We start from the raw sequence: 22,557 nt of genomic DNA on the forward strand, positions 1-22,557 counted from the left end.
CAGGAGAACAATGATGAGCGATTTTATACTGCCCGATATCGGCGAAGGTATCGTGGAATGTGAACTGGTTAAGTGGCTGGTGAGTGAAGGTGACCTGATCGAAGAGGATCAGCCCGTTGCAGAAGTGATGACTGACAAAGCGTTGGTGGAAATCCCAGCGCCCTATAAGGGTCGGGTTACCAAGCTGTACTGGAAAGAAGGCGACATAGCCAAAGTACACGCGCCGTTGTTTGAGTTGGTGGATGAGAGCGGTGAAAACTCGGATGGTCAGGCCAGCGCCGCAAGTAAAAGCGACGAGCCCGAGAAGGGCCGCGAGTCCGGGAGCAGCCCTGAGCCGACAAGCAGCCCTGAGTCGAAAAATAGCTCTGAGCCAAAAGCCAGCCCAGAGTCTGCAGAGACACCTGCTGCCATTCCCTCAACACGACAAGACGGGCAACGAATTCCCGCCAGCCCTGCGGTACGCCGCTTGGTGCGCGAGAATGAGCTGACGCTGTCGGATATCGAAGGCTCTGGCAAAGACGGCCGTGTGCTCAAAGAAGATGTGTTATCGCACCTTGAGCAGCCTGCTGCAGAGCGTTCGTCAGCCTCAACAAGCAAGCCACATAGGCCGGAACAAAGCCAAGAGGTTCGCGTAGAACCCATCAAGGGTATGCAGGCTGTGATGGCCAAGCGCATGGTGGCGTCTGCATCTACCATTCCGCACTTCAACTTCAGCGAAGACATTGATGTGACGGAATTGCTGAACCTGCGCCAGCAGCTAAAACCGGAAGCTGAAGCCCGAGGCTCCCGCCTAACCTTGATGCCTTTCATTATGAAGGCCATAGCTCTAGCCGTGCGTGAGTACCCAATACTCAACAGCCAGATTAACGAGGACATTACCGAAATCCATTACCAGCCGAGTTGTAACGTTGGGATGGCGGTAGACAGTAAAATCGGGCTACTTGTACCTAATGTTAAAAACGTGGGCCAGCTAACCTTGCTGGAAATTGCCGACGAGGTAACCCGCCTAACAGAAGCCGCCCGGGAAGGTCGGGTCAGTCAGGCAGATCTCAAAGGCGGCACCATCACCATTTCCAACATTGGCGCACTGGGCGGCACCTATGCTTCGCCCATTATCAATGCGCCGGAAGTGGCGATCGTGGCCTTGGGTCGTACACAGAAGCTGCCGCGCTTTGATGCCAACGGTCAAGTGGTGGAACGCTCCATCATGACCATCAGCTGGGCAGGAGATCATCGCATTATTGATGGCGGCACCATCGCTCGCTTCAACAACCTGTGGAAGAGCTACTTGGAATCACCGCAAACCATGCTTCTCCACATGGGCTAATCGGTATGGCGTCACCGGACCCATCATCGCCGCGACAGGCACAGCTGCAGCAGTTCTACATCCCGGAAGAGCAGTCCATTTATCTGCTCAGCCACGACGATGCGAGAAAGCTGAAAGACTGGGTTGAGTTATGCACAACCCAGCTCAGGCAGATGGGCTACGCCGATGTTGCGATGATTGGCAAAGGCGCCTTTGGTTTTGTCTTTGCCGGTCGGCTGCCGCTGGAGGGTGCGCGGGATCTTGAGCACGTATTCAAGTTCACCCGCATCACCCTGCCCCAGCATCTGCATGACCGGCTGGAAGACGAAGCCTATATTCTGGAGCAGGTAGAGCACCCTCGGGTACCTGCTCTGGTTGCCTACCACCGCGCCGGCAGCCAACCAATCCTGGTTATGGAGCGCGCACCCGGCTTTAATCTGGAAGAAGTCTCGTTGCGGGAGGGACGCCTGAGCCCACGCCTGATTATACGTATCGCCGATCAGTTGGCCGATATACTGCGCAATCTGCGACGCGAAACCGATAACGGACGGCGCCCGATTGTGCACGGGGATATCAAACCGTCCAATCTGGTGTTTGATGCTGAAACCGAAAACATCGCCCTGATCGACTGGGGTTCTTCAGTCTTTGCTCAACTGGACGCCAACCAACAGTTCCTTAGCCCCAGCGTGATGGAGCTGATGTCCGACAACCTACAACAAACCAACGCCCGCTTGGGCGATGTGTACTTTATTGGTGAGGAGCAGCTGTACGGAGGGCTCTCATCGCCACGATTTGACGAACAAGGTGCGGCGGCTACTCTTTATGCGTTGGCGTCCGGACAATCCTGCCGTTTCGGTCATCTGGCCATTCCTGCAACGTCGCTCGGCTTGCCCATGGAGTTTGCACGCATGCTAGACGGCATGCTGGATCCTGACCCTGCCCTGCGCATGCGAGCCGGTGATCATTACCTGAAGGAGATGCCGCGCATGGGGCGCACGGTGATGATCGACCTGCCGGAACCACCCCCTACACAACTGGTGCCCATCTGGTTGCGAATCTCGGATCGTGAAATCGACACTGTTGTTTACAGCTCCCGAAAAGCTTTTTTGCGTCAGGAAGGCGCCGACGAGTCTCTGAATGATGTCAACGACGTGCAGCTCGATCGCTACTACAAAAATTTCATGCAGGGCATGGGGGACACTGAAAAAGCCTTTCTGGCTGCAGTGAGTCGGTTGGGCCGATACCCGGTAGAAGGCGGCCTTGCTGTGCGCTGGGAACCTGACGGTGTTTATGTGGACACCTCTTTAAATCTACATGATCCCGAACTCCGAACCGCCTTCACCACGGCTGTGAACAACATGGTTCACTTGGCTCAGGCAATTTACCGTCAGGGCATATTCAAAAGCTGCCTGTTCAATGCCCGGGACACCCTGCACATCGAACGGGATGAACAAGACCAGCCATTCGTAGCGCCACCGGAAATGCGGCTGCCCTATCAAGTAAGTTCCGCGCCGGAAGTAGAGGATCGCTCACGAGTGCATTCCTACTTTGAAGATGGGCCAGACCCGGAGGAATTCTTAGTGCTGCCGCAACCCATCATCAAATCCCTCGAAGCGCTGAACAGTATCCGCCACACCGGGATGATTATTTTTGAGGCTTTACCCCTTCACCTAAAAATACACAGCCAATACAGGCTGTTGGACCCCGAGAAAGAAGATGAGTTTCGCCAGAGGCTGGATGAGATTCTGGCAGCTGTAGATCAAATTACCGGGCTGGGCGTATCCGGCTTTATGAAAATGCCTTACAAAGATGCGCGCTTTTTCCCTTACATCGAGCGGCTTCCGGAGCGGTATTACCCGAGAAATCCAAGGCTGGAAGCTTCAGGCTCTGCCTTGTCAGGTAACTGAAAATGCTCTTAATCAGACGATAACGAACAAAAAAGTTACTCCTGCGCTTTTAACATTGTGAGCACCTTTCACCCGACGAGCCTGCTGCAGCACATTTGAACAATACGTTTGGATAGTTGCTATCAGTCTGGAGTTACTAAAGACTTCAAGCCTATAGTTTGCGTCTTGCATCTGTGAATAGGACTTTCTGGAGCTGCACCGATTATTCGAACACGCTGCAAGCACCCAGTTTAATGCCATCCAATAGCCGTTACGGCTCAACCGTGTGAAATGCACGACACGAAATTGGCCAATTACTGATCGTCGGTGCACAAGGTGAAGAATTGATCTGAGCAATAACGCCAAGGGTTTAATGGCATTGCTTTCAAAGTGCTGGAGGCCAGATCAACAGGAACCAAAGGTCATTTATACCGATCAAAGCTTTCAGAGAACAAAACTATGCTGCACTTACCTTTATTGAATGGGCTCAAAACGTTCGTAGTTGCCGGAAGCCATCTGAACTTCACGCGAGCCGCCGATGAACTACTGGTTTCGCCTTCAGCTATTAGCCATCAAATTCGAGCACTTGAAGATTATTTAGGGGTCAAGCTGTTTCTAAGACAAAACCGCGCACTTTCTTTGACACCTGAAGGTGCACGCCTGCACCAGGCTCTAGAGCAACCATTCGACCAAATAGCCAGAGCCATTCTGGACATGCAGCGAAGCCGCGATACGGAATCTCTCCGCATTGCTCTTCGCCCTTTCTTTTCGGGGGCATGGCTGGCGCAACGCTTAAACCGATTCTGGGGCAAGTGGCCACAGATTAGGATTGATCTGATTCACACTATAAAAACGATGGATTTCAACACAGAAAACATTGACCTCGGTATTCTGTGGGGCGAGGGCGACTGGCCTGATCTGGAGGCTAAAATGTTAGTGTCTGGCGATCTGACACCAATCTGCAGTGCAGGACTGATCGAGGCGCAGGGGCGACCGGTATCGCCCGCAGACTTGACCCGGTACACACTTATTCACGATGAGGATCATTCAGCCTGGGGTGCATGGGTAGACAAAGCCAAAGCGGGACCGGTCGATTTTTCAACCAATTTGACCATTGATGATACCAACGTACGGCTGCAGTCGATCCTCAATAATCAGGGCATTATGTTGGGGTGTCCGGCGCTTTTGAGAGAGTATCTTTCCGATGGGAGGTTAGTACAACTTTTTGATATCTCGCTTGATACTTATTCCTACTACTTGGTTTATCCAAAAAACTTTCAGCTGACCAAGAATATGCAGATTTTTGTCGATTGGCTTTTGGCGGAAACAGACACAGACCATATGTGAACCCAGCTCATAGACACATGAGCACGCCTCCACTCTAGCCGCGTAAATTTATGACAGTATGAGACTCAGGTGGTGAGCTCATCATTGCTGTTTTCCTAATTACAATAATTATTCTCAAGCCAGTGGAGAGAAGACATGAGAAAAACAACAAGCACTATACTAGTTCTTTCATTAGCTTTTACCTTGACCAATATCACATCCGTAAGTGCCAAAGAAATCGTTTGGGATATGCCAAACGAGTACCCTGCGACATCTGTTCAAGGTAAAGGAGATCAGGCCTTCGCGGCGCTTCTTGAAGAGAAAAGTGATGGCAAGATTAAAATTGCACATCACTTCGGTGGCGCTTTGGGCTTCAAATCCAAAGACCAACTGGATGCGGTGGGCGATGGCATCGTACAGGTTGCCAATACCTTCATCCCCCCCCTAGGTGGCATTAACCCGGTCTTCTTGTTGTCGTCACTTCCATTTTTGAGCTCCAACACTGAAGAAGCTCGGATGCTGTTTGATACGGCGCGCCCAACCTATGAGCGGGTCTTGGCCAAATACAACCAGCGCTTGCTGTACTCGTCGCCCTGGCCTTCCAGTGGTATTTGGGGAAAAGAGCCCCTGCAGAGCCATGAAGCCATTGGTAACCTCAAAATGCGCACCTACGACGCTAACGGTACTCAGGTGTTCCGCGAGGTGGGCTCGGCGCCTATCCAGCTGAGCTGGGCCGACATAGTGCCTTTGCTAAGTACCGGTGGAATCGATGCGGTACTGACGTCGATTGAGTCTGGGTTGAGCTCCAGCTTCAACGACTACGTTACCTATTTCACTGCGATTAACTATGACAGCACCATCAACCTGGTGACGATAAACCGCGATGTCTGGGACGACTTATCTCCGGAACTACAAGCTGTTGTAGAGGCCGCGGCTAAAGAGACCGAAGACAAACTATGGGCCAACGCAAGCGCTATCATTCAGAACAGCTACGCCGAAGCTGAACGGCGTGGTGTCACCATCATGAACGAAGTTCCAGCAAACTTCCGCAAAGAACTGCAAGACGCCTCAACACCCGTTATTGAATCTTGGGCCAGCAAAATGGGCCCCGATGGCCGTGAGATCCTGACCAGTTATCGGGCAGCTATCAAAAATATTCAATAAACACCCAAGTTGATCTGATGTCGATATAACTCACTTACCAGCTGCACAAGTCGCTGTTGATGGGTGAGTTGTATCCATATCATGCAGAACTGCCTATGTGTGGTTTCTAAAAAATGGGACGGTTAAACAATGAATAATCCCTTCATGAAAGCCTTTAGCGTGTTTGCGACTGGGTTTTCTGTTCTAGCAAGTCGGCTTTCAATGGCTGGGGCAATTGCTGCTGTTATCTTTATGGCGGGAATGACTCTACATATTATAGTAGAAATATTACTTAGATATTTTTTCAGCACATCCACCTTTGTTCTTGATGAGTTCGTTGGTTATGGCGTCGCCGCGATGACATTTTTGGCGCTGGGCTATACCTTCGAACATAATGTTTTAATCAGGGTTAACTTTATACTTCTTAAAGTGCGCAGCGCACTCGCACGGAAAGCTCTTGAAATCTCGTGTGTCGTGACAACGTTGTTTTTATGCTCTTTTATTGCACGCTATTTCTGGAGAAGCATCAGCCGTAACTTTGAGCGAGGCTCAACTAGTGAAACTATTGCTCAAGTCCCTTTATGGATTCCCGAATCACTAATCCTTATTGGCCTGGTCATATTTGTTATTCAGATGCTCGCTTATGTTTTTAGATTGCTATCTGGAAGTAAACTAATGTCTGAACAATAAAAAAGGTAAATAACGATGGATGTTTTATTAAGCATGGGGTTCATGTTGCTACTGATTATACTTTTCCTCGGGCTTGGGGTATGGGTATTTTCAGGTCTAATACTGGTATCAATATGTAGTTTGGCAATTCTTGCAGATTTCCCGATGGATCGCATTGGTATCATCGCCAAATCCATTATCTGGCGCAGCTCCAGTGCCTGGGAATTATCGGCGATTCCGTTGTTTATATGGATGGGGGAGATTATTTTCCGTACCGATATATCCGACCGGCTGTTTCGTGGCTTGTCACCACTAGTGCAATGGATGCCAGGCCGCCTTCTACACACCAATATATTAGGCTGCACCCTGTTCGCAGCGGTAAGTGGTTCTACATCGGCAACCACGGCGACGGTCGGCAAAATTACCACCGGTGCCTTGGCTGAGCGTAATTACAGTAATTCTCTATCAATCGGTTCTTTGGCGGGCGCGGGCAGTCTGGGCTTGTTGATTCCACCCTCAATCGTAATGATTATCTACGGCGTATTGGCTGAGGTTTCGATCGCCAAGCTCTTTGCTGCCGGTATTCTTCCAGGCTTGCTGGTCGCATTTGTATACTCCATGTACATCATCACTCGCTGTAGCATGAACCCAGATTTGGCACCCAAAGAGACGGAGCCGTTCAGTCTGAAAGAGTGCATTAGCGGGTTGCAGAACCTGTTACCGGTGGTGTTTCTGATCGTGCTGGTGCTGGGCAGTATCTATGCCGGTATCGCAACACCTTCAGAAGCCGCAGCGGTAGGGGTGCTGGCTACGTTCTTTGTGACCATCGTTATGGGTAGTTTCTCATGGAAGGTCATTATCGAGGCTGCTATGGGAGCAATACGGACCTCGTGCATGGTGTGTTCCATCCTGATTGCTGCGGCGCTGTTGTCCACGTCCATTGGCTATTTGCACATCCCCTCACAACTGGTGGCTGTAATTGAAAGTATGGGTCTCACGCCTTATGCCTTGTTGTTGATTCTAGCGTTGTTTTATGTGGTTCTCGGATTCTTTCTTGATGGTATTTCTATCATCGTTATGAGCCTGCCGATCACGCTACCGCTGATTTTGCAGGCAGGGTTTGACCCAATCTGGTACGGCGTATTTTTGGTGCTGATGATTGAGTTGGCGCAGATGACACCGCCAGTGGGGTTCAATCTATTCATACTTCAGGGCCTAACCGGGCAGCCTATCGGTACGATCGTAAAAGCGGCGTTTCCATTCTTCTTGTTAATGGCTGCTGTCGTCATGGTAGTGAGCCTGTTTCCGAGCATCGCGCTGTTCTTGCCACAGTTAATGTCATAAGAATGACGACCAAAAGGACTAACTCATGAATTTGCCAAAGATTAACCGGGTGTTGTACACCACTGCGCTCGGGCCCTATAGTCGGCATGTATATCGTCATGCGCTGAAACTGGCGTACAGAAACGACGCTGAACTGATTATGTTGCATGTCATCAGGCCGGTCGGGTCTATGGGTGAGGCGCTGATCAAGGAATACTTGCCAGCGGACCTGGTGGCAGAGGTGCACGATGAAGGTGTGCGGCGGGTCATGGCAAAGATGGAATCACGGCTGCAGGAAATCATGTCGGATGAGCAGAAGGACATGGGGCAGTACAGCGACGTTGTGGTGCGGCCAATGGTGGTGACGGGGCGTTATGATCAGGCGATTCTGGATGCGGCGACAGCAGAAGGTGCCGATGTTATCGTAATGGGCACCGAGAACCGTGCTGGGATGCAAAGCAGCAAGACCCAGCGCGTCATTCGCCGTTCAACCATCCCCGTGTATGTGGTGCCAACGGGCAAGCATTACCCTCAGTGAAGATTACTGACCCAGAACAAAAAACAGCGATCAAATGATCGCTGTTTTTTACTCTCTTTTTATTTAGATATTGGTTCATTTAATTCGATGATATAACCATCGGGGTCATAAATAAAACCCAGCATACGGGTGCCGTGGTTCATGGGTTTAGCAGAGCTACGAATGCTCACCCCTTCAGCCTCTAGGTACGCCATTGCTTCTTTTACGTTTTCAACATTAAAGGCAATATGCCCATACCCCTCTCCTTTATCGTAAGACTCCTTAGTATCCCAGTTATAAGTCAGCTCCAGAGTAGTAGTTTCATTTTCCGGCCCATAACCTAAAAATGTGTTCGTAAACCTGCCTTCCGGATATTCATTTTGCCGCAATATTTTCATACCAAAGATGCGCACATAAAAGTCAAGGGATTTATCCAGATCAGAAACACGAAACATCGTATGATCAAGTCGAAAGTTTGGCTTTATCTTCATCGTATCCAGGCTCACAATTATAAAATTTACCGACATTATCCTAGCATAGATGAGACTTTATTTTTTAAACAGGCATGCTGAGGTTTACTCACCTTGCATTGAAGTCTACTCGCTTCCCCCAGAATTATAGCTCAGGCAACATAATGACAAATGGATTCGCAATTATTTTAGAGTCCTTTCAGTAAGGTTCATTCGGTCGTGTTGATCTTCAAGGGAGCTATATTCAAATGAACATTAAAAAAACAATAAGTCCTCTACCAATTGAAACTTTCGATATAAGTTATCCTGATGATAAAGGATCGCCAATTTATTCGTTGCCTTCTGAGACCTACTGGTCCAAAGAATTCTACGAGTTTGAATTGAATGCAGTTTGGCGCCGTGACTGGATCTGTGTTGGACGGGCTACCGATATCCCGAATGCTGGCGACTATTACACAGTTACTATTGGCAACGACCCGCTAATTGTTATTCGTGATCGAAGTGGTTCTGTAAACGTGCTGTCTAATGTTTGTCAGCACAAAGGGATGCTAATTCTGGAAGGCCGGGGTAATACCCGTCGCTTGCAGTGCCCACTGCATGCGTGGGTGTATAGTACTAAAGGTGATCTGGTTTCTGCTCCAGGTCTGACAGACGTGGAAGAAGACTTTGATATCAAAGAGGTATGTCTGCCCAAAATTCGCGCTGATCACTGGGAAGGATTTGTCTTTATCACCTTTGATGAAACGATTCCGTCGCTGCAGGATCGTCTAGGTAATTTGGGCGAACAGCTCAAAAACTACGACTTGGCAGGAATGCGTCCACCAGAGCCATTGGAAATGGAAACCTTCGACTGGAACTGGAAAATCTTCAACGACGAATGCTACCACTGTGGCTACCTGCACGCTTCATCGTGGGGCGAAATGTATCCACTACCACCGTCTGCGGTGGATGAAGATGCCATATATAACGACGACTCTCAGGGCATCGTTTCTTATCACCTGCTTAGTACTCATCCAGATGCAGCGCCGACTCATACAGGCTCAATTTTACAGCCAGGGTTGCCCGGTCTGACCGAAGAAGAACGTAGTCGTTTGAGCTATATCACTGTTGCACCCAACATGTTCATCGTGGCGATGCCCGATAAAGTTAAGTATTTCATATGGTTACCCGCTGGACCAACGCAGACGTACTATGGCGTTTCTTGGCTGTACCCTGAGAGTACGCTTGAACGAGAGGATTTTAGAAAGAACTTCGATCAAGAGCACACTGATCTGTGGCCAGTTATGGAAGAAGATCTGTTTGCATGGCGTCGGACCCAAGCTGGGATGGAATCCAGCTTTGCTACGCGGGGTCGCTTGACCTCAAAAGAGCAGGTTATTCACCGTCTGCAAAAGTGGCTGATTGACAAATACCGTGCTGAGGATGCTGCTGTGAAAGCGCAGGATATTCCAGCTCGCAAGAAAGTCAGCTAACAGAGTAATCAGGCAGGCTCATACGAACGAGTGAGCCTGCCTGGCTGTTATTCCCTCGAACAATCGGTGTCCTGGTAACGGTACGGCACCCCGGAGTGTATTTATGGCAAACAACAAATATATCGCAGTCAAAGTTGCTAACCGGACTCAACTCAACGAAGACATTGTCAAACTAACGTTGGTTTCGTCAGACGGTACTCCCCTGCCTGCCTGGGAGCCGGGTGCCCACATTGAACTGCAACTTAGCACCGGCAATGGTGCCGACGAAGATGCCATTATGCTGCGCCACTATTCTCTGTGCGGTGATTATAACTGCACCGATAGCTGGGAAGTAGCGGTGCTGCGTGAACAGAGCGGCCGTGGCGGCTCTGCATACATTCACGAAAAATTGAAAGAGGGCGATGTGTTACAGGTCTCAGGGCCGCGTAACCACTTTCCTTTCAAGCCGGGTAAAAAAGTTCTGTTTATTGCCGGTGGTATCGGTATCACTCCAATTTTGCCCATGATTCAGCAGGCAGAAACGGATGGCATCGATTGGCGCCTGGTGTATTTGTCCCGAGAGCGCAGCCGTCTGGTCTATGTGGACCGGTTTGAGAAGTACGACAGTAAACGCATACGTCTAAACGGTGACGTCGAAGACGGTTTTTGTGATCTGGTGGAGCTGTTAAACACTTGTGATTCAGAAACCACGGTGTACTCCTGTGGCCCGAAACCACTGCTGGACGCACTGGAAAATCTGCATAGTGAACAGAAAGAAGCTGGTTGGAGTTTGACCATTGAGCGCTTTACTGCCAAAGAATCGGCTCTTGATCAGAGCGGTTCCTTCGATGTGGTCATCAACAGTACCGGTAAGCGCGTTCATATACCGGAGGGCCAGTCGATCCTTGAAACCCTCCGTGATCAGGGCATCCGAATTACCTGTTCTTGCCGTGATGGTGTCTGCGGTACCTGTGAAACCGGCGTTTTGTCCGGACTACCCGATCATCGTGACTCGGTATTGTCTGAAGAAGAGCGAGCAGATAACGATTATATGATGGTTTGTGTCTCGCGCGCGCACTCAGAAGAGTTGGTGCTGGATCTCTGATCCTTGGCCTTTAACGAAACCAACAAATTATCTGGAGAGAAATTGATGTCGATTAAGCGAGTAGTGGTGACCGGTGGCTCTGGCCGGGTTGGTGGTTACGTTGTGCACCAGCTCTTGCATGATTACAACGTGGTGATCGCGGATTTGGTGCCAGGCAATGTGGATGCCGAGTACGTGCAAGCCAACGTCATGGAACTGGACGAGTTACGGGCCGCATTTAAAGGCGCAGACGCCGTTGTGCATCTGGCTGCAATCGATTTTGACTGGAAAGCACCGGAAGAGCACTACATCAACGTTAATGTGCGTGGTACCTGGCACGTCCTACAAGCCGCTTCCGAAATGGGCGTAAAAAAGGTTGTGTTGTGTTCCAGTATATCCGCTTGCGGTTTATCAGAAATGCGGGCTGATTGGACACCCGAGTATCTGCCCGTCGATGAGCGTCATAACAACAAACCCGTGCAAGCCTATAGTGTTAGCAAGCTGGTCATGGAGCAGATGGCCAAGAGCTTTGTAGACGGCACTAACATGGATGTGATTTGTCTGCGACCGCTGGCTGTTGTGTTGGACGAAACGCTTGATGAATACATCGAGTTCGTCGACAGCCCGAACCGTCACTGGCTGTTTTACTATGTGACCGCCACTGATGTAGCAACGGCTTTCGATGCTGCTTTGAAAACAGAAGGTTTGCGCTACGGAACCTTCTTCTTGAGCGCTGATGACACCTCGCACCCCGAACCAACAGCCGAGTGGTATCAGGACGTGATCGGGCCGTTGCCCGAGATTGCCAACCCGAGGCTGTATCAGCAAAACCCACGCGCTTCAATTTTTAGTAATCGCCAAGCCAAGGAGGTGCTGGGCTGGCAACCAACGTCCAATTTTGACGAGTTACGCGCGAAAGCAAAGAGCCGTCAAAAGTAATCAACGAAAACTCAATAGAAATGTCAGGAGTATCTGAAATGAAATCAGTACGTACGGGAAAAGTCGATTGGACCGGTGATAACCCTTTCATTTATATGAAAACGGATCCTGAGGGTGACTGGACATCCTTGTCTGTCTACTTTCGCATTGCGGCCTCAGACTACGGTCGTGGTGAGGCCATTATCGTGTTGGAAAACCCATATGAGCTGGAAGACAACAGCGCAGTCCGTGTGTGCCTGACCGACAACCTTGAGCTGGCCCGCTACCTGGTTAAAGACTTTCTCTCTAATTTCGCCCTGTTCCGAAAAGCCGTTTCGCTGGAGAACATGGAATATATTGATGATGCAACCTTCAAGACCGAAGCAGATTACCCGAAACAGCACATCGAGTCGGCGTATTCAGTCAGTAAAGATATGACGGTCAACCTGATCTGGAACGGCCTTAACGATCCGTTTGCCGTGGCCTTGCCACCGGCTGAAACCCAGACGGGTAAACATGAAATGTTCTGCGTTTTCCAGGCAGCCACCAGTGCCCAGGTTGAAGTGAACGGAAAAGCGATTGAAGGGCAGCCTATAGAGCGCGACTTCCTGGACCGTCGAGCTATGTCTGCCGCGTTGGCGAGCAGCGAAAGCTGGGTGCAGATGTCCTGAGACCTTCTCTCTGATTGACCAAGGATAACAACAATGTTGAGTAATAGTGCTGATTCAGTAGCGTTTGACAAGGTTGCAGCGTGTGAGCCGCAGTGGACGGGTTTATGTCTGGTAAGGGACGTGCTGCAAGAAGGTAGCGGAAAAGTGTTGTTGCATGCCGGGCCTCCGTTCGGCGATGTGCAACGCATTCCGGTACCGGTGATGAACTCTCTGTGCATCGGCGCTATTTACGAAGGCTGGGCTGCAGACAGGTCTGCAGCCCAGGAACTGATCATGAGTGGTGCTATTAGGGTAGCGGCTGCCCAGGATCACGACATTGTTGTACCCCTGGCAGGGGTGGTTTCACCATCCATGCAGTTAATGATTGTGAGTGATGCTCGCAACCCCGAGGTGCGTAAATATTCCGTTTTTAATGAGGGTATGGTGCATTGCACACGTTTGGGTGTGATGAACCCGGGGTTGCCGCGTCATCTGAGTTGGCTCAATACCGAATTTGCAGATTGGGTCGGTCAGCGTCTGCAGCAACCGATGCCTTTGTTGCCCATTATTGCGGCGGCGCTGGCAGACGGAGATGATTGCCATGGACGCACCATGGCCGGCTCAGCCTTGATTGCAGAGTGTTTAAGACAGCAATCAACCGAAATTGTCCCCGAAGATATCGATGCATTTTTAAACGAATCACTCGCCTTCGCACTGAACGTGTGGATGGCAGCGTGCAGTCTGATGATGGCGGCTGCAGAAGGTGTGGCGAACTCGTCACTGATTACCCGGGCAGGTGGCAACGGCGTGGACTTTGGTGTCCAGGTAGCTGCACAGCCAGGTAAGTGGATTACCGCAACAGCGCCTGTAATCAACGGTGCGATTGAACCGGCCCATGAAGGCCGTAAAGCCTTGGGCGCAATTGGTGACAGTGCCGTGGTCGACTTTATGGGTTTGGGTGGTCAGGTGCTGAATACTGCTGAGCAGTCATTGGCGAACCTGAAGCCGTATTTACCTGCAGATGCCTTGGCTCGTCCTGCCAAGGTGCTCTCCGGAACCATAGCCGGGCTCGGTAATCGCCCTGGGGCTACTAATGCCCGTTCGGCCGCTGCAAATGCCAGCAGCCCGCTGATTTTGCTGGGCATGATTGAAGCATCCGGTGAGGCGGGGCGTATTGGTGGCGGTGTGGTTGATGTTCCCGTCACCTTTTTTGAACAAGTACTGAGTGAGGCTGGGCTATGACAACCAAACCGCTGAACCAACTCAGCCTGACCGAAGCGGTAAACGCCATTGAGCGCGGTGACACCAGCGCCGAAGCGATTATTAACGCCTGCTACGATCAGATTGATGCACGCGAACCGCAGGTTTCGGCCTGGCAGTACTCGTTAACACGAGAGCAGTATTTGCAGGCGTATCGGGCTAATGAAGAGTTCTATAAAAACAGCCGGCTGAAGGGGTTGCCAGTGGGTGTCAAAGACACCATTGATACGGCTTCTATGCCGACTGAAATGGGGGCCAGCCTGCACGTCGGCCGACAGCCGGTCGACGACGCCAGTTGTGTGGCATTAATACAGCAGGCCGGTGGCATCGTGTTGGGTAAAACCGTCACCACCGAGTTTGCCTACTTCCAGCCCGGTACAACGGCCAACCCAAAAAACCTGCAACACACCCCCGGAGGTTCCTCCAGTGGTTCTGCGGCTGCCGTAGCGGATTATATGGTGCCTGCGTCGTTGGGCTCGCAAACGGCCGCGTCAGTGATTCGCCCGGCGGCATATTGCGGCACGGTCGGGTACGTGGGTAGCTGCGGGGAGTTTTCTTCCCGGGGTATCCAGCCACTAGCGCAATCACTGGACTCATTGGGTTTTTTCGCCCGCTCTGTGGATGATATTGTGGTGCTGCGCTCGGTGTTACTGGCCAACCCGGCAACAACAACCGGAGCTAGCACCGAAGCGCCTGTGAAGCCCACAAAAATTCTGCTGTGCCCGGGAAGTAATGTGGGCGATACCGACGCCGACATGAATGCCGCCATGGCGGATCTGGCAACCCAGTTGCAGCATCATGGCATAGAAACCCCGGAACTGGACAGCTGCGATCTGATCAACCGGCTGGTAGGCAACCATGAAACTGTTATGGCCTATGAGGTGTATCGTAACCTGGCGGTAGAGCGCCAGCATGCAGATACGCTTAGTGAATCGTTCCGTGGCTTGCTGCAGGAGGGTGAGGGCATACCACGGGCAGACTATCTTGCGGCGCTGTCCAATATCGCCATCACTACGCGCTGGTTGTGGCACCTGCATCCGGATGTCGATGCCATTCTTGCTCCCGCAGCACCGGGGGCGGCACCAGAAGGGTTGGGCGCCACCGGCAAACCGCACATGAGTCGCCCATGGCAAGCGATGGGGTTGCCGGTGATTACCTTGCCCGGGTTGACCAATGCTGCGGGTCTGCCTTTAGGTGTTCAACTAATCGGTAAATCCCGTGAAGATGAGGAGCTGCTGCAAACAGCGCGCTGGGTTCATAGTCATATCGAAGGCTTATCATGCTGAACGTTGCCCGAAATAAGCTACAAATGATCCTGGGGAGCAATGAGTGCAACGTTTGTGCTTCTGTATTCGACCCATTGTCATCGCGCATGGCAGAGAGTATCGGCTTCAGTGTCGGTATTCTGGGCGGATCCATCAGCTCACTGATGCAGTTGGGGTTGCCAGATATTTCTTTGCTTACTTTGAGTGAACTGGCGGATCACGCCCGTCGAGTATGCCAAGCCTCAACACTACCAGTTATCGTGGATGGCGACAGTGGTTATGGCAATGCGTTGAATGTAACCAGACTGATCCAAGAACTGGAGTTTGCTGGCGCATCCGGCATAACCATCGAAGATACAGTTTTACCCAGGCCTCACGGTCTTGAGAATTCGTTGGCTTCACTTGCCGAAGCCAGCAGCAAACTCAAGGCTGCATTAGATGCTCGCAAGGATGAATCCCTGGCTGTAATTGCCCGTACGCCGGCAGACCTCAGCCAGCCTTTGGATTCGATTCTTGAGCGTGTCGACTGTTATACCCAGACCGGCGTTGATGCTATTTGTGCGTTTGGTCTGAGCAATCCCGAAACGCTAGCGGCCATCAAAAAGGTTACCCCCTTGCCACTCATGATCATCAGCTATGGCGACAATCAACTCGGCAGCCCCGAGGTTTTAGCGGCTCAGGGTGTGCGGGTCCATATGCGCGGGCACACACCATTCGAAAACGCTATCAGCACTGTTTACCAATCTTTAGTCGATACTTTTAATGAGCAGTCAGGGTCGGCCTCTGTCTCCCACCCTACCAGTAAGCGCATTATTTCCAACTTTTCCCACCAAGCACACTTTGATGAACTGTCTCAAACTTATGAAATCTAACACCCTCCTGCCCTGCCCTCTCATTGCTTCAGACAGTAAAGAGTTTACTGGCATATTTATTATCGATAACTAGTTCTGGGCTCTTAAGCTTACCTTACTTCGCAAACACTGCGGATTGGTTTAGGATGCGCCGCTACACCCTGTTCCCGCCAATAGTTTCTAATACCGTCAGGCCACCATGTCCTCCAATTACCTGTACACCGATTTATCCGCCTATTACGACTTGATGTGCGCGGATATCAACTACCACGCCCAAAGCTCCGGCGTGCGCAGACTGCATCAGCTATTTGGCAACGAGGGCAACACCCATCTGGATCTGGCCTGCGGGACCGGCCCCCACGTGCATCACTTTATCAACTTCGGATATCAATGCAGTGGCCTGGATATAAACCAGCCCATGCTGGAACAAGCGAAAACCCGGTGCCCGGAGGCCCATTTTTCGTTAGGAGACATGTGCGATTTCGAGATGGATGAACCGCTGGATTTAATCACCTGCTTCTTGTACTCCATCCACTACAGCGGTGAGATCGACAAACTAAAGCAGTGCATTGCCAGTGCTCATCGCGCTTTAAAGCCCGGTGGTGTGTTCTGCTTCAACTCCGTCGACAAGGACAAAATTGATAACAGATTATTTGAGCGGCATACCGTCACCCAGGGAGATAGCCTGTTCACCTTCAGCTCCGCGTGGCATTACTCCGGCGAAGGGGAGAAACAAGGCCTCAAGCTGAGCATCACGAAAACTACCGATGGCATCACTAAGTCATGGGATGACGAACACCCTATGGTCGCGGTGAGCTTTGAAGAACTGGCAAGCCTTTTACAACCCTACTTTGATGTCCATATTCTTGAGCACGACTACGAAAAGATAATGCCGTGGGATAAATCATCCGGGAATGCGATCTTCGTGTGTGTAAAAGCACTCACGCCCGAATAAGCGGAGAGTCGTCATCGTCGCTTCCTAACCGACGCACCTCACGTAGCAGCTCATCACCATCCGCAAGCCCCAACTGCAGTACGTTGCGGAAGCTTTGGGTTATGCGAACCGAGTACCCTAGATCGTGCATTAATGAGCTGGCCTGCAGGTTGTTCAGTTGGCCTTTGCGCACATCGCTGAAGATTCGGTGTCGAAATCCGGAATCGAACTTTGCAGCTTCACTATCCACCCAGTCCAAACGGTTGCGCCACACATCGTCCGGCACCTCCAAACCACCGACTTCACGCACTTGCCTTAGCACCCATAGCAGGTGGCGGCGTAGTTCCATGTAGTGCTCATGGGCAAGCGAGCGTTCATCCCGCAGATACCGTCCCAGATTTTTTTGCAGCGCTTTGGCGTCTTTTACCGCATCCACCAACTGTAATGCCGCCATTTGGCAGGTCATCCAAAATTGCTGGTGGTCCTCATCTTTGGTGGTGTCCAATCGGCTCATAAAACCCAACAGGTCGGAATACACAACTTTGATATGGCGCCGATACAAATCCTCAGTGTCCAAGCCTTCGGTTTCATCTGGCCTTGCATCCAGCCTTGCTTCATCCACCTCTCGCGAAATCAGCTGCTCGACTGGCTGATAAAGCGCATGGCAAATCACCTCAAGGCTTAACCGGCCAAGGTGTTGCAACTCCTGAACCACCGCCCGGGAAGCCGTGTCAACGGAGGCCAGCGCCGCCTCGTTTAGGTATCGCGCGTGGCTCTCGGGCAGATCCCGCTGCTCCACAAGGTTGCGAGGGCCGGTGGTTGCGTCTGTGATTAATACGGCAGGCTCTTTGCGATCCGGCAACACCCGGCGCAACCCACGCTCCAGCTGTTTCTGCCAAGGCCAGAACAGCAGCACACCAATTCCGTTGAATAAGGTTTGGAACATGGCCAGTTGCAACAGAGTGTTATCACCTGCACCAAACACGCCCATCAGAGCCTGAGACACCCAAGTAAGAGGCGACAGCAACAGGAAGGTGCCTAGCCCCGTAAGAATGTTGAATAGTGCGTGCACAAGCGCCAACCGCTGCCCACTGCGATTACCGCCCAGCCAACCAACGAATGCCGTAGTTACACTGCTACCTATATTGCCGCCAATGGCAATGGCAATGCCTTGCCAAAGCTCTATCTGGCCGCCAGCCAACGCGGCCAAAACCAACATCAAGGTAGCGTGACTAGACTGCAGAATTGCCGTTAACACCAGACCAATTGCAACAAAACTGAGCTGGACCGTGAAGCTGCCATCCATAGGCCCAGCCAGATCAATCACACTTCCAAACTCAGTGAAGCCGCTTTTTATTTGGTCGATGCCCAAAAAGATAAAAGCGATGCCCAGCACAATACGGCCAAAAGCCTTACCTTTTGGAGAGCTGAAGCCGGCAAGAACACCGAACACAAGTAACGGCAGGGCCAGTGGGCTCAGGCTAAAGTTCTGGCCTGCAGCTGCAAGCAACCAGATACCTCCACTGGTACCCAGGTTGATGCCCAATAGAATCGAGATGCCGCCCGCTAAATGAATCAACCCGGTGCTGATAAATGCAATGGTCAACAAAGACATCAGGGTGGTTGATTGCAAAATCATGGTGCCGCCTACACCAAACATCAGCCCTTTGAGTGGCGTTGCTGTGCTGCGCTCTAACAACTGTTCAAGTCGACTTCCTGCAAGCTCCTTCAAACCCTCTTCAAGGCATTGCATCCCAAACAGAAACAAAGCCAAACCCGCACACAACTGTAACCACCCTGTGCTGTACCAGAAGCTTGCAGACAATATCGCCAGCGCCAAGACTGGCAGTACAAACGATTTCACTCTAACCATTTACGCAAAATCCGAAATTGATGCCATCGTGGCAGCGATTGGATAACGATAGCAGAAACGGAACAAATCCAACTTTCTCAGTTCGCGCTAGACTGGTGGGTATGAATAATCGATCCGCACGGGTGACCATTTGAAAAAGTTATTCCTGATTTGTGCAACAGCCCTAATGTTGGCGGCTGTTTTTAGCACTATAGCCCAGCCGGTTCCCATTGAGCACAAGCTGATTAACATTCACGCCCGAGACATGCTCGGTGACTTCCCTGACATAGAGCAAGAGCCCGTCGAGATTCAAGCGATACTGCTGGATATGTCGGATGACCCCTTGCTGTTACTGAAAGCGCAAGCTGCGTTTATACGCTACCCAAACATGGCTAGAGCGCTGTTTCCGCTTTATGCTTCCGAGCCCGAGTTTCGGGATATTCTGCGGCGCTATGGCGAGGAGGTTTTGCCGCCCATTCAGCATTTCGTAAACCAGCCTATTAGCACTATTGAGTGGATGAACAAGGCTTCTCGTCAGTATCAGGCCGCCAAACGTTTTCTTACCGGCCTCCCGGAGGCATCTGAGCCAGACAACAAACAACCCAACCAACGCAGCAACCTGTCACCGGAAGAACGGGGCTGGTACGCAGTCAATTTTATTCAAAGCGAAGGCCACGATTTTCTGGGTCAGTTTGTTGTGGACAGCCAGGGCACAACCCAATGGATTGGAACAGAACGGGTATTAGAAGGGTTAAACCAGTTTTTCGCCAGCGGCATTCGTGATTTGGAACGCAACTACCGCTCTGGCAATGAGGTTACCGCAGGCGATATTGGCTGGGCCTCGGTGGACGTCTTGGTCTTTGCCAGTGCGGTGAAAGTGCTTCAGGTGGGGCGCGCAACTGCAGTTGCCGCTAAGGGTGCAAGCCGGGGTACTCGCTCCGCAGCTCTGGCTGCGAGGGTGACCCGCAGCGGAAAACTGGCTCTGCGCAGCGCCCGATACGCCAAGTGGCCCTTGTTTATTGGCGCAGGCTACCTTGTTGTTACCCACCCAAGCCTTATCAATGACTTATTTGCCGGCGTGGCAGAGGTGCTTGGCTACCCAGTAGCCGCCGTTCAGTTTTTGGGCTGGCTGCTATTGCTTATCCCTGTACTGTACATCGGCAGTTGGCTGTTGTGGCTACTGGCCCCGCTATTGATGGCGTTACTCCACGCCTTGAGTCATCTTGTAGCAACCCTGAGCGGCAGGCGGCATCGGCATTCCGGATACGGTAAGCTATAGCGCATACACACCCTACCATCCGGAACCGCTGACAATGGCACTGCCCTACTTTCTTGGCTGCCCTCAATGGCAGCACCCAGCATGGGGTAACCTGCTACCACCGGGCGAAAGCCCGCTGGGCCGTTACAGTCAGGTGTTTAACTGTGTTGAAGGCAACACAACGTTTTATGCGACACCCAGCCAGGAACAGTGCCGGCAATGGCGTGCGCAGGTGCCAGACAATTTTCGCTTTCTACTAAAATTCCCCCGTCAGATTACTCACGACCGCCTGCTGTCTGGCGTGGACGCAAGCGTGCGCGACTTTCTGGACATTGTTGCCCCCTTGGAAGACGTGCTCGGCCCTTTCCTCCTGCAACTCCCTGCGGCATTTGGACCAAGGCACCTGAACAACCTATGGGACTTTATCGACGCCCTGCCAGCACCAATGGAATGTGCAGTTGAGGTTCGCCACAAGGCTTTTTTCAGCAAAGGTGATGCTGAAAAAGCTCTAAATCGTGGCCTTCGTGAACGCAGGGTCACACGGGTATGCATGGATACCCGTGCTTTATTTTCGGCGGTGCCAGATGCGACGCCAGATAAAGACGTCACTATTGAAGCACAGCGCAAAAAGCCCAGAGTGCCGGTGCACCTGCTTCCCGGTGATGCGGCCCCGGTGATCCGCTACATTGGGCACCCGGATCTAGAAAGTAACCGCCGCTATTTGGCACCTTGGGTTGAACGAGTTGCCACTTGGGTTGAAGAAGGTCGGCGGCCCTATTTCTTTTTACACATGCCGGACATAGGTGATGCGCTCGCACTCACCGAGCTCTGGACGAGGCTTATAAGTGAGCGGGTGGACGGGTTGGAAGCACTAAGCTTTAGCGAAAAACAGCCCCAAATGGGACTGTTCTAAAACCGCGCTCCAAACCGTATAGCTTATTTGGATGCCCTGGCAAGACGGAACAACATTTCCGGCGACAAACGTTTAACCCAAAGCGCCGCCATTTCCTTGCCTTTACCCACCGGGATCTCACGTTTTTTGCTGTTCAACGCCTTTACCACCACATCCGCACACTCACTCACATCCATTCCGCCTGCGATATCTTCATCTTCTTCGCCGAAGGTCTGGCCATCACCTGTTAGCGCATTCCGGGAGATATCCGTGCGAATAAAGCCGGGCACGATGGTTGATACATGCACCCCCTGCCCTTCCACTTCGGTGCGCAAAGCATCGAAGAAGCCCATAACCGCATGCTTGGCGGCGCAGTAACCGGTACGTGTTGGTGCGCCGACCTTGCCCGCTACGCTGGCGGTTACGGCAATATGACCACTACCCCGCTCAAGCATGTGGGGCAGAACAGCTTTGGTCAGGGCAATCTGCCCCATTACATCCACCTCCATCAATTGGCGGTAGACCGACATATCTGTATCCACACACAGGGACCGCTGAGAGAGACCGGCATTGTTGATCAACAAATCAATTCCACCAAACTGCTCGAGCACTGCCTGTACCGCACCCGGCAAAGCCTCCCAATCTGTAACATCCAGAGGCAAAACGAACACCTGATCTGCGCCGAGGCCCTTATTGCGGCAACGCTCGGCTACACGCTCTAGCTCACTTTGCCTGCGGGCGGAAAGAACAAGGCGGGCGCCCTCCTGAGCAAAACGGACGGCCAAGGCTTCGCCAATGCCGGCGGATGCGCCGGTTATCCAGATGGTTCTATCAGTCATTACCAATTACTCCAGAAAGGTGAACTAAAGGCTAAATCGAACATTTATTAGACTAACGGATACGCCCGTCAACACGAACCCCCATAAAGGGAGTTGCTGCCCTAAGCATTCAGTGCCAAGATTTCTTTCGTTTTTCAAAAATGATCGTTGAGGAAACTTATGACACTTCACCTAGAACTCGCGCCCCTCATTAGCTTGGGCGCAGGCATTGGAATTCTGGTATTCCCACGCTTGCTCAACTATATCGTTGCAGGCTACCTGATTACCCTTGGTGTTTTAGGGCTGCTCGGGCATTCACTATAACCTATCGCTTTCGTCGACAGGGTTCGGGCGCACGCGCTCTGTAGGAGATATCTCACAAGCCAGCGAGTCAATCTCCGGTATCTCACAAATTCGCTCCCGCTAGAATAGGCGGTGTTAGGGATGACAAGCCAGCACGGAACGTTGGCGCAGGGATGACTGCTCTATGGAACCAGAGCTATCAAAGGGATTTGGAGTAGCCCGAAGGATATGGGCTTTCAAGGATGATCAAGGATGAAGCGCTTAGGAAGAGTGCAGCCTAAAGGAATAGGCGGGGGTTCACGGAACATAGGACTACATGGAGTGTAGTCCTTGCCCGTGCACTATTTTTTCAGCGCTATTCTACCTACTCCCTTCGCACTT

21 protein-coding genes are annotated in these 22,557 nt (G+C 51.6%); 18 read left to right on the plus strand and 3 right to left on the minus strand.

Annotation, left to right across the window (positions count from 1 at the left end; genetic code table 11):
* Positions 1 to 13: 13 nt before the first annotated feature.
* From MWU62_RS03365 to MWU62_RS03395, 7 genes are all read left to right on the plus strand, one after another.
* Positions 14 to 1,327 (plus strand): 2-oxo acid dehydrogenase subunit E2, encoded by a 1,314-nt coding sequence (locus MWU62_RS03365; protein WP_247113771.1) that lies wholly within the window; start codon positions 14 to 16, stop codon positions 1,325 to 1,327.
* Positions 1,328 to 1,332: 5 nt separating this feature from the next.
* Positions 1,333 to 3,213 carry a protein kinase gene (locus tag MWU62_RS03370; RefSeq protein WP_247113511.1) on the plus strand — a complete coding sequence of 627 codons (1,881 nt, stop codon included), beginning with the start codon at positions 1,333 to 1,335 and terminating at the stop codon, positions 3,211 to 3,213.
* Between the two features lie 438 nt (positions 3,214 to 3,651).
* Positions 3,652 to 4,539 carry a LysR substrate-binding domain-containing protein gene (locus tag MWU62_RS03375; protein WP_247113513.1) on the plus strand — a complete coding sequence of 296 codons (888 nt, stop codon included), beginning with the start codon at positions 3,652 to 3,654 and terminating at the stop codon, positions 4,537 to 4,539.
* A gap of 135 nt (positions 4,540 to 4,674) precedes the next feature.
* Positions 4,675 to 5,682, plus strand: a complete 1,008-nt coding sequence (locus tag MWU62_RS03380) for a TRAP transporter substrate-binding protein (protein WP_247113515.1) — start codon at positions 4,675 to 4,677, stop codon at positions 5,680 to 5,682.
* A gap of 129 nt (positions 5,683 to 5,811) precedes the next feature.
* Positions 5,812 to 6,351 (plus strand): TRAP transporter small permease, encoded by a 540-nt coding sequence (locus MWU62_RS03385; RefSeq protein ID WP_247113517.1) that lies wholly within the window; start codon positions 5,812 to 5,814, stop codon positions 6,349 to 6,351.
* 15 nt (positions 6,352 to 6,366) lie between these two features.
* Positions 6,367 to 7,674 (plus strand): TRAP transporter large permease subunit, encoded by a 1,308-nt coding sequence (locus MWU62_RS03390; protein WP_247113519.1) that lies wholly within the window; start codon positions 6,367 to 6,369, stop codon positions 7,672 to 7,674.
* 25 nt (positions 7,675 to 7,699) lie between these two features.
* A complete protein-coding gene (locus tag MWU62_RS03395) occupies positions 7,700 to 8,191 on the plus strand; it encodes a universal stress protein (RefSeq protein WP_247113521.1) in 492 nt (163 codons plus the stop codon).
* A 59-nt stretch (positions 8,192 to 8,250) separates the two neighbouring features.
* On the opposite strand, the gene gloA is transcribed toward MWU62_RS03395, so the two are convergent.
* A complete protein-coding gene (gene gloA, locus MWU62_RS03400) occupies positions 8,251 to 8,676 on the minus strand; it encodes a lactoylglutathione lyase (RefSeq protein ID WP_348645621.1) in 426 nt (141 codons plus the stop codon).
* Positions 8,677 to 8,888: 212 nt separating this feature from the next.
* Here gloA and MWU62_RS03405 point away from each other — a divergent pair, with 212 nt between their 5' ends.
* The 8 genes from MWU62_RS03405 (at position 8,889) to MWU62_RS03440 (ending at position 17,074) form a co-directional block, all read left to right on the plus strand.
* The gene (locus tag MWU62_RS03405; protein ID WP_247113523.1) at positions 8,889 to 10,112 is read left to right on the plus strand and encodes an aromatic ring-hydroxylating dioxygenase subunit alpha; all 1,224 of its coding nucleotides are present in this window, start codon (positions 8,889 to 8,891) and stop codon (positions 10,110 to 10,112) included.
* A gap of 103 nt (positions 10,113 to 10,215) precedes the next feature.
* A complete protein-coding gene (locus tag MWU62_RS03410) occupies positions 10,216 to 11,196 on the plus strand; it encodes a PDR/VanB family oxidoreductase (RefSeq protein WP_247113525.1) in 981 nt (326 codons plus the stop codon).
* A gap of 45 nt (positions 11,197 to 11,241) precedes the next feature.
* Positions 11,242 to 12,114 (plus strand): NAD(P)-dependent oxidoreductase, encoded by an 873-nt coding sequence (locus MWU62_RS03415; RefSeq protein WP_247113527.1) that lies wholly within the window; start codon positions 11,242 to 11,244, stop codon positions 12,112 to 12,114.
* Positions 12,115 to 12,152: 38 nt separating this feature from the next.
* A complete protein-coding gene (locus MWU62_RS03420) occupies positions 12,153 to 12,764 on the plus strand; it encodes a hypothetical protein (protein ID WP_247113529.1) in 612 nt (203 codons plus the stop codon).
* Between the two features lie 33 nt (positions 12,765 to 12,797).
* Positions 12,798 to 13,985 (plus strand): DUF1116 domain-containing protein, encoded by a 1,188-nt coding sequence (locus tag MWU62_RS03425; RefSeq protein ID WP_247113531.1) that lies wholly within the window; start codon positions 12,798 to 12,800, stop codon positions 13,983 to 13,985.
* Entirely contained in the window at positions 13,982 to 15,289 is a 1,308-nt protein-coding gene (locus tag MWU62_RS03430) for an amidase (RefSeq protein WP_247113533.1), read from the plus strand. The genes MWU62_RS03425 and MWU62_RS03430 overlap by 4 nt, the downstream gene beginning before the upstream one ends.
* Positions 15,283 to 16,140 carry an isocitrate lyase/phosphoenolpyruvate mutase family protein gene (locus MWU62_RS03435; protein ID WP_247113535.1) on the plus strand — a complete coding sequence of 286 codons (858 nt, stop codon included), beginning with the start codon at positions 15,283 to 15,285 and terminating at the stop codon, positions 16,138 to 16,140. The genes MWU62_RS03430 and MWU62_RS03435 overlap by 7 nt, the downstream gene beginning before the upstream one ends.
* Positions 16,141 to 16,318: 178 nt before the next feature.
* Positions 16,319 to 17,074: a class I SAM-dependent methyltransferase gene (locus MWU62_RS03440; RefSeq protein WP_247113537.1), complete on the plus strand. Its 756-nt coding sequence runs from the start codon at positions 16,319 to 16,321 to the stop codon at positions 17,072 to 17,074.
* Here MWU62_RS03440 and MWU62_RS03445 read toward each other — a convergent pair.
* Positions 17,061 to 18,926 (minus strand): Na/Pi symporter, encoded by a 1,866-nt coding sequence (locus MWU62_RS03445; RefSeq protein ID WP_247113539.1) that lies wholly within the window; start codon positions 18,924 to 18,926, stop codon positions 17,061 to 17,063. The genes MWU62_RS03440 and MWU62_RS03445 overlap by 14 nt on opposite strands.
* Before the next feature lie 130 nt (positions 18,927 to 19,056).
* On the opposite strand from MWU62_RS03445, the gene MWU62_RS03450 reads away from it, so the two are divergent.
* Positions 19,057 to 20,184 carry a hypothetical protein gene (locus MWU62_RS03450; RefSeq protein ID WP_247113540.1) on the plus strand — a complete coding sequence of 376 codons (1,128 nt, stop codon included), beginning with the start codon at positions 19,057 to 19,059 and terminating at the stop codon, positions 20,182 to 20,184.
* 34 nt (positions 20,185 to 20,218) lie between these two features.
* On the plus strand, positions 20,219 to 21,076 hold the full coding sequence (locus MWU62_RS03455; RefSeq protein ID WP_247113541.1) for a DUF72 domain-containing protein: 858 nt from the start codon (positions 20,219 to 20,221) through the stop codon (positions 21,074 to 21,076).
* Positions 21,077 to 21,099: 23 nt separating this feature from the next.
* On the opposite strand, the gene MWU62_RS03460 is transcribed toward MWU62_RS03455, so the two are convergent.
* The gene (locus MWU62_RS03460; RefSeq protein ID WP_247113542.1) at positions 21,100 to 21,894 is read right to left on the minus strand and encodes an SDR family oxidoreductase; all 795 of its coding nucleotides are present in this window, start codon (positions 21,892 to 21,894) and stop codon (positions 21,100 to 21,102) included.
* A gap of 159 nt (positions 21,895 to 22,053) precedes the next feature.
* Here MWU62_RS03460 and MWU62_RS03465 point away from each other — a divergent pair, with 159 nt between their 5' ends.
* Positions 22,054 to 22,197: a DUF3096 domain-containing protein gene (locus MWU62_RS03465; RefSeq protein WP_072796477.1), complete on the plus strand. Its 144-nt coding sequence runs from the start codon at positions 22,054 to 22,056 to the stop codon at positions 22,195 to 22,197.
* Positions 22,198 to 22,557 lie beyond the last annotated feature (360 nt).

It is taken from the genome of Marinobacter sp. S6332, from assembly GCF_023016045.1.
Lineage (GTDB): Bacteria > Pseudomonadota > Gammaproteobacteria > Pseudomonadales > Oleiphilaceae > Marinobacter.

Excerpts from the sequence above, each read along its gene's own strand:
- MWU62_RS03365 (WP_247113771.1), top strand. The coding sequence starts at position 14 with ATGAGCGATTTTATACTGCCCGATATCGGCGAAGGTATCGTGGAATGT.
- MWU62_RS03370 (WP_247113511.1), top strand. The coding sequence starts at position 1,333 with ATGGCGTCACCGGACCCATCATCGCCGCGACAGGCACAGCTGCAGCAG.
- MWU62_RS03375 (WP_247113513.1), top strand. The coding sequence starts at position 3,652 with ATGCTGCACTTACCTTTATTGAATGGGCTCAAAACGTTCGTAGTTGCC.
- MWU62_RS03380 (WP_247113515.1), top strand. The coding sequence starts at position 4,675 with ATGAGAAAAACAACAAGCACTATACTAGTTCTTTCATTAGCTTTTACC.
- MWU62_RS03385 (WP_247113517.1), top strand. The coding sequence starts at position 5,812 with ATGAATAATCCCTTCATGAAAGCCTTTAGCGTGTTTGCGACTGGGTTT.
- MWU62_RS03390 (WP_247113519.1), top strand. The coding sequence starts at position 6,367 with ATGGATGTTTTATTAAGCATGGGGTTCATGTTGCTACTGATTATACTT.
- MWU62_RS03395 (WP_247113521.1), top strand. The coding sequence starts at position 7,700 with ATGAATTTGCCAAAGATTAACCGGGTGTTGTACACCACTGCGCTCGGG.
- MWU62_RS03405 (WP_247113523.1), top strand. The coding sequence starts at position 8,889 with ATGAACATTAAAAAAACAATAAGTCCTCTACCAATTGAAACTTTCGAT.
- MWU62_RS03410 (WP_247113525.1), top strand. The coding sequence starts at position 10,216 with ATGGCAAACAACAAATATATCGCAGTCAAAGTTGCTAACCGGACTCAA.
- MWU62_RS03415 (WP_247113527.1), top strand. The coding sequence starts at position 11,242 with ATGTCGATTAAGCGAGTAGTGGTGACCGGTGGCTCTGGCCGGGTTGGT.
- MWU62_RS03420 (WP_247113529.1), top strand. The coding sequence starts at position 12,153 with ATGAAATCAGTACGTACGGGAAAAGTCGATTGGACCGGTGATAACCCT.
- MWU62_RS03425 (WP_247113531.1), top strand. The coding sequence starts at position 12,798 with ATGTTGAGTAATAGTGCTGATTCAGTAGCGTTTGACAAGGTTGCAGCG.
- MWU62_RS03430 (WP_247113533.1), top strand. The coding sequence starts at position 13,982 with ATGACAACCAAACCGCTGAACCAACTCAGCCTGACCGAAGCGGTAAAC.
- MWU62_RS03435 (WP_247113535.1), top strand. The coding sequence starts at position 15,283 with ATGCTGAACGTTGCCCGAAATAAGCTACAAATGATCCTGGGGAGCAAT.
- MWU62_RS03440 (WP_247113537.1), top strand. The coding sequence starts at position 16,319 with ATGTCCTCCAATTACCTGTACACCGATTTATCCGCCTATTACGACTTG.
- MWU62_RS03445 (WP_247113539.1), bottom strand. The coding sequence starts at position 18,926 with ATGGTTAGAGTGAAATCGTTTGTACTGCCAGTCTTGGCGCTGGCGATA.
- MWU62_RS03455 (WP_247113541.1), top strand. The coding sequence starts at position 20,219 with ATGGCACTGCCCTACTTTCTTGGCTGCCCTCAATGGCAGCACCCAGCA.
- MWU62_RS03460 (WP_247113542.1), bottom strand. The coding sequence starts at position 21,894 with ATGACTGATAGAACCATCTGGATAACCGGCGCATCCGCCGGCATTGGC.
- MWU62_RS03465 (WP_072796477.1), top strand. The coding sequence starts at position 22,054 with ATGACACTTCACCTAGAACTCGCGCCCCTCATTAGCTTGGGCGCAGGC.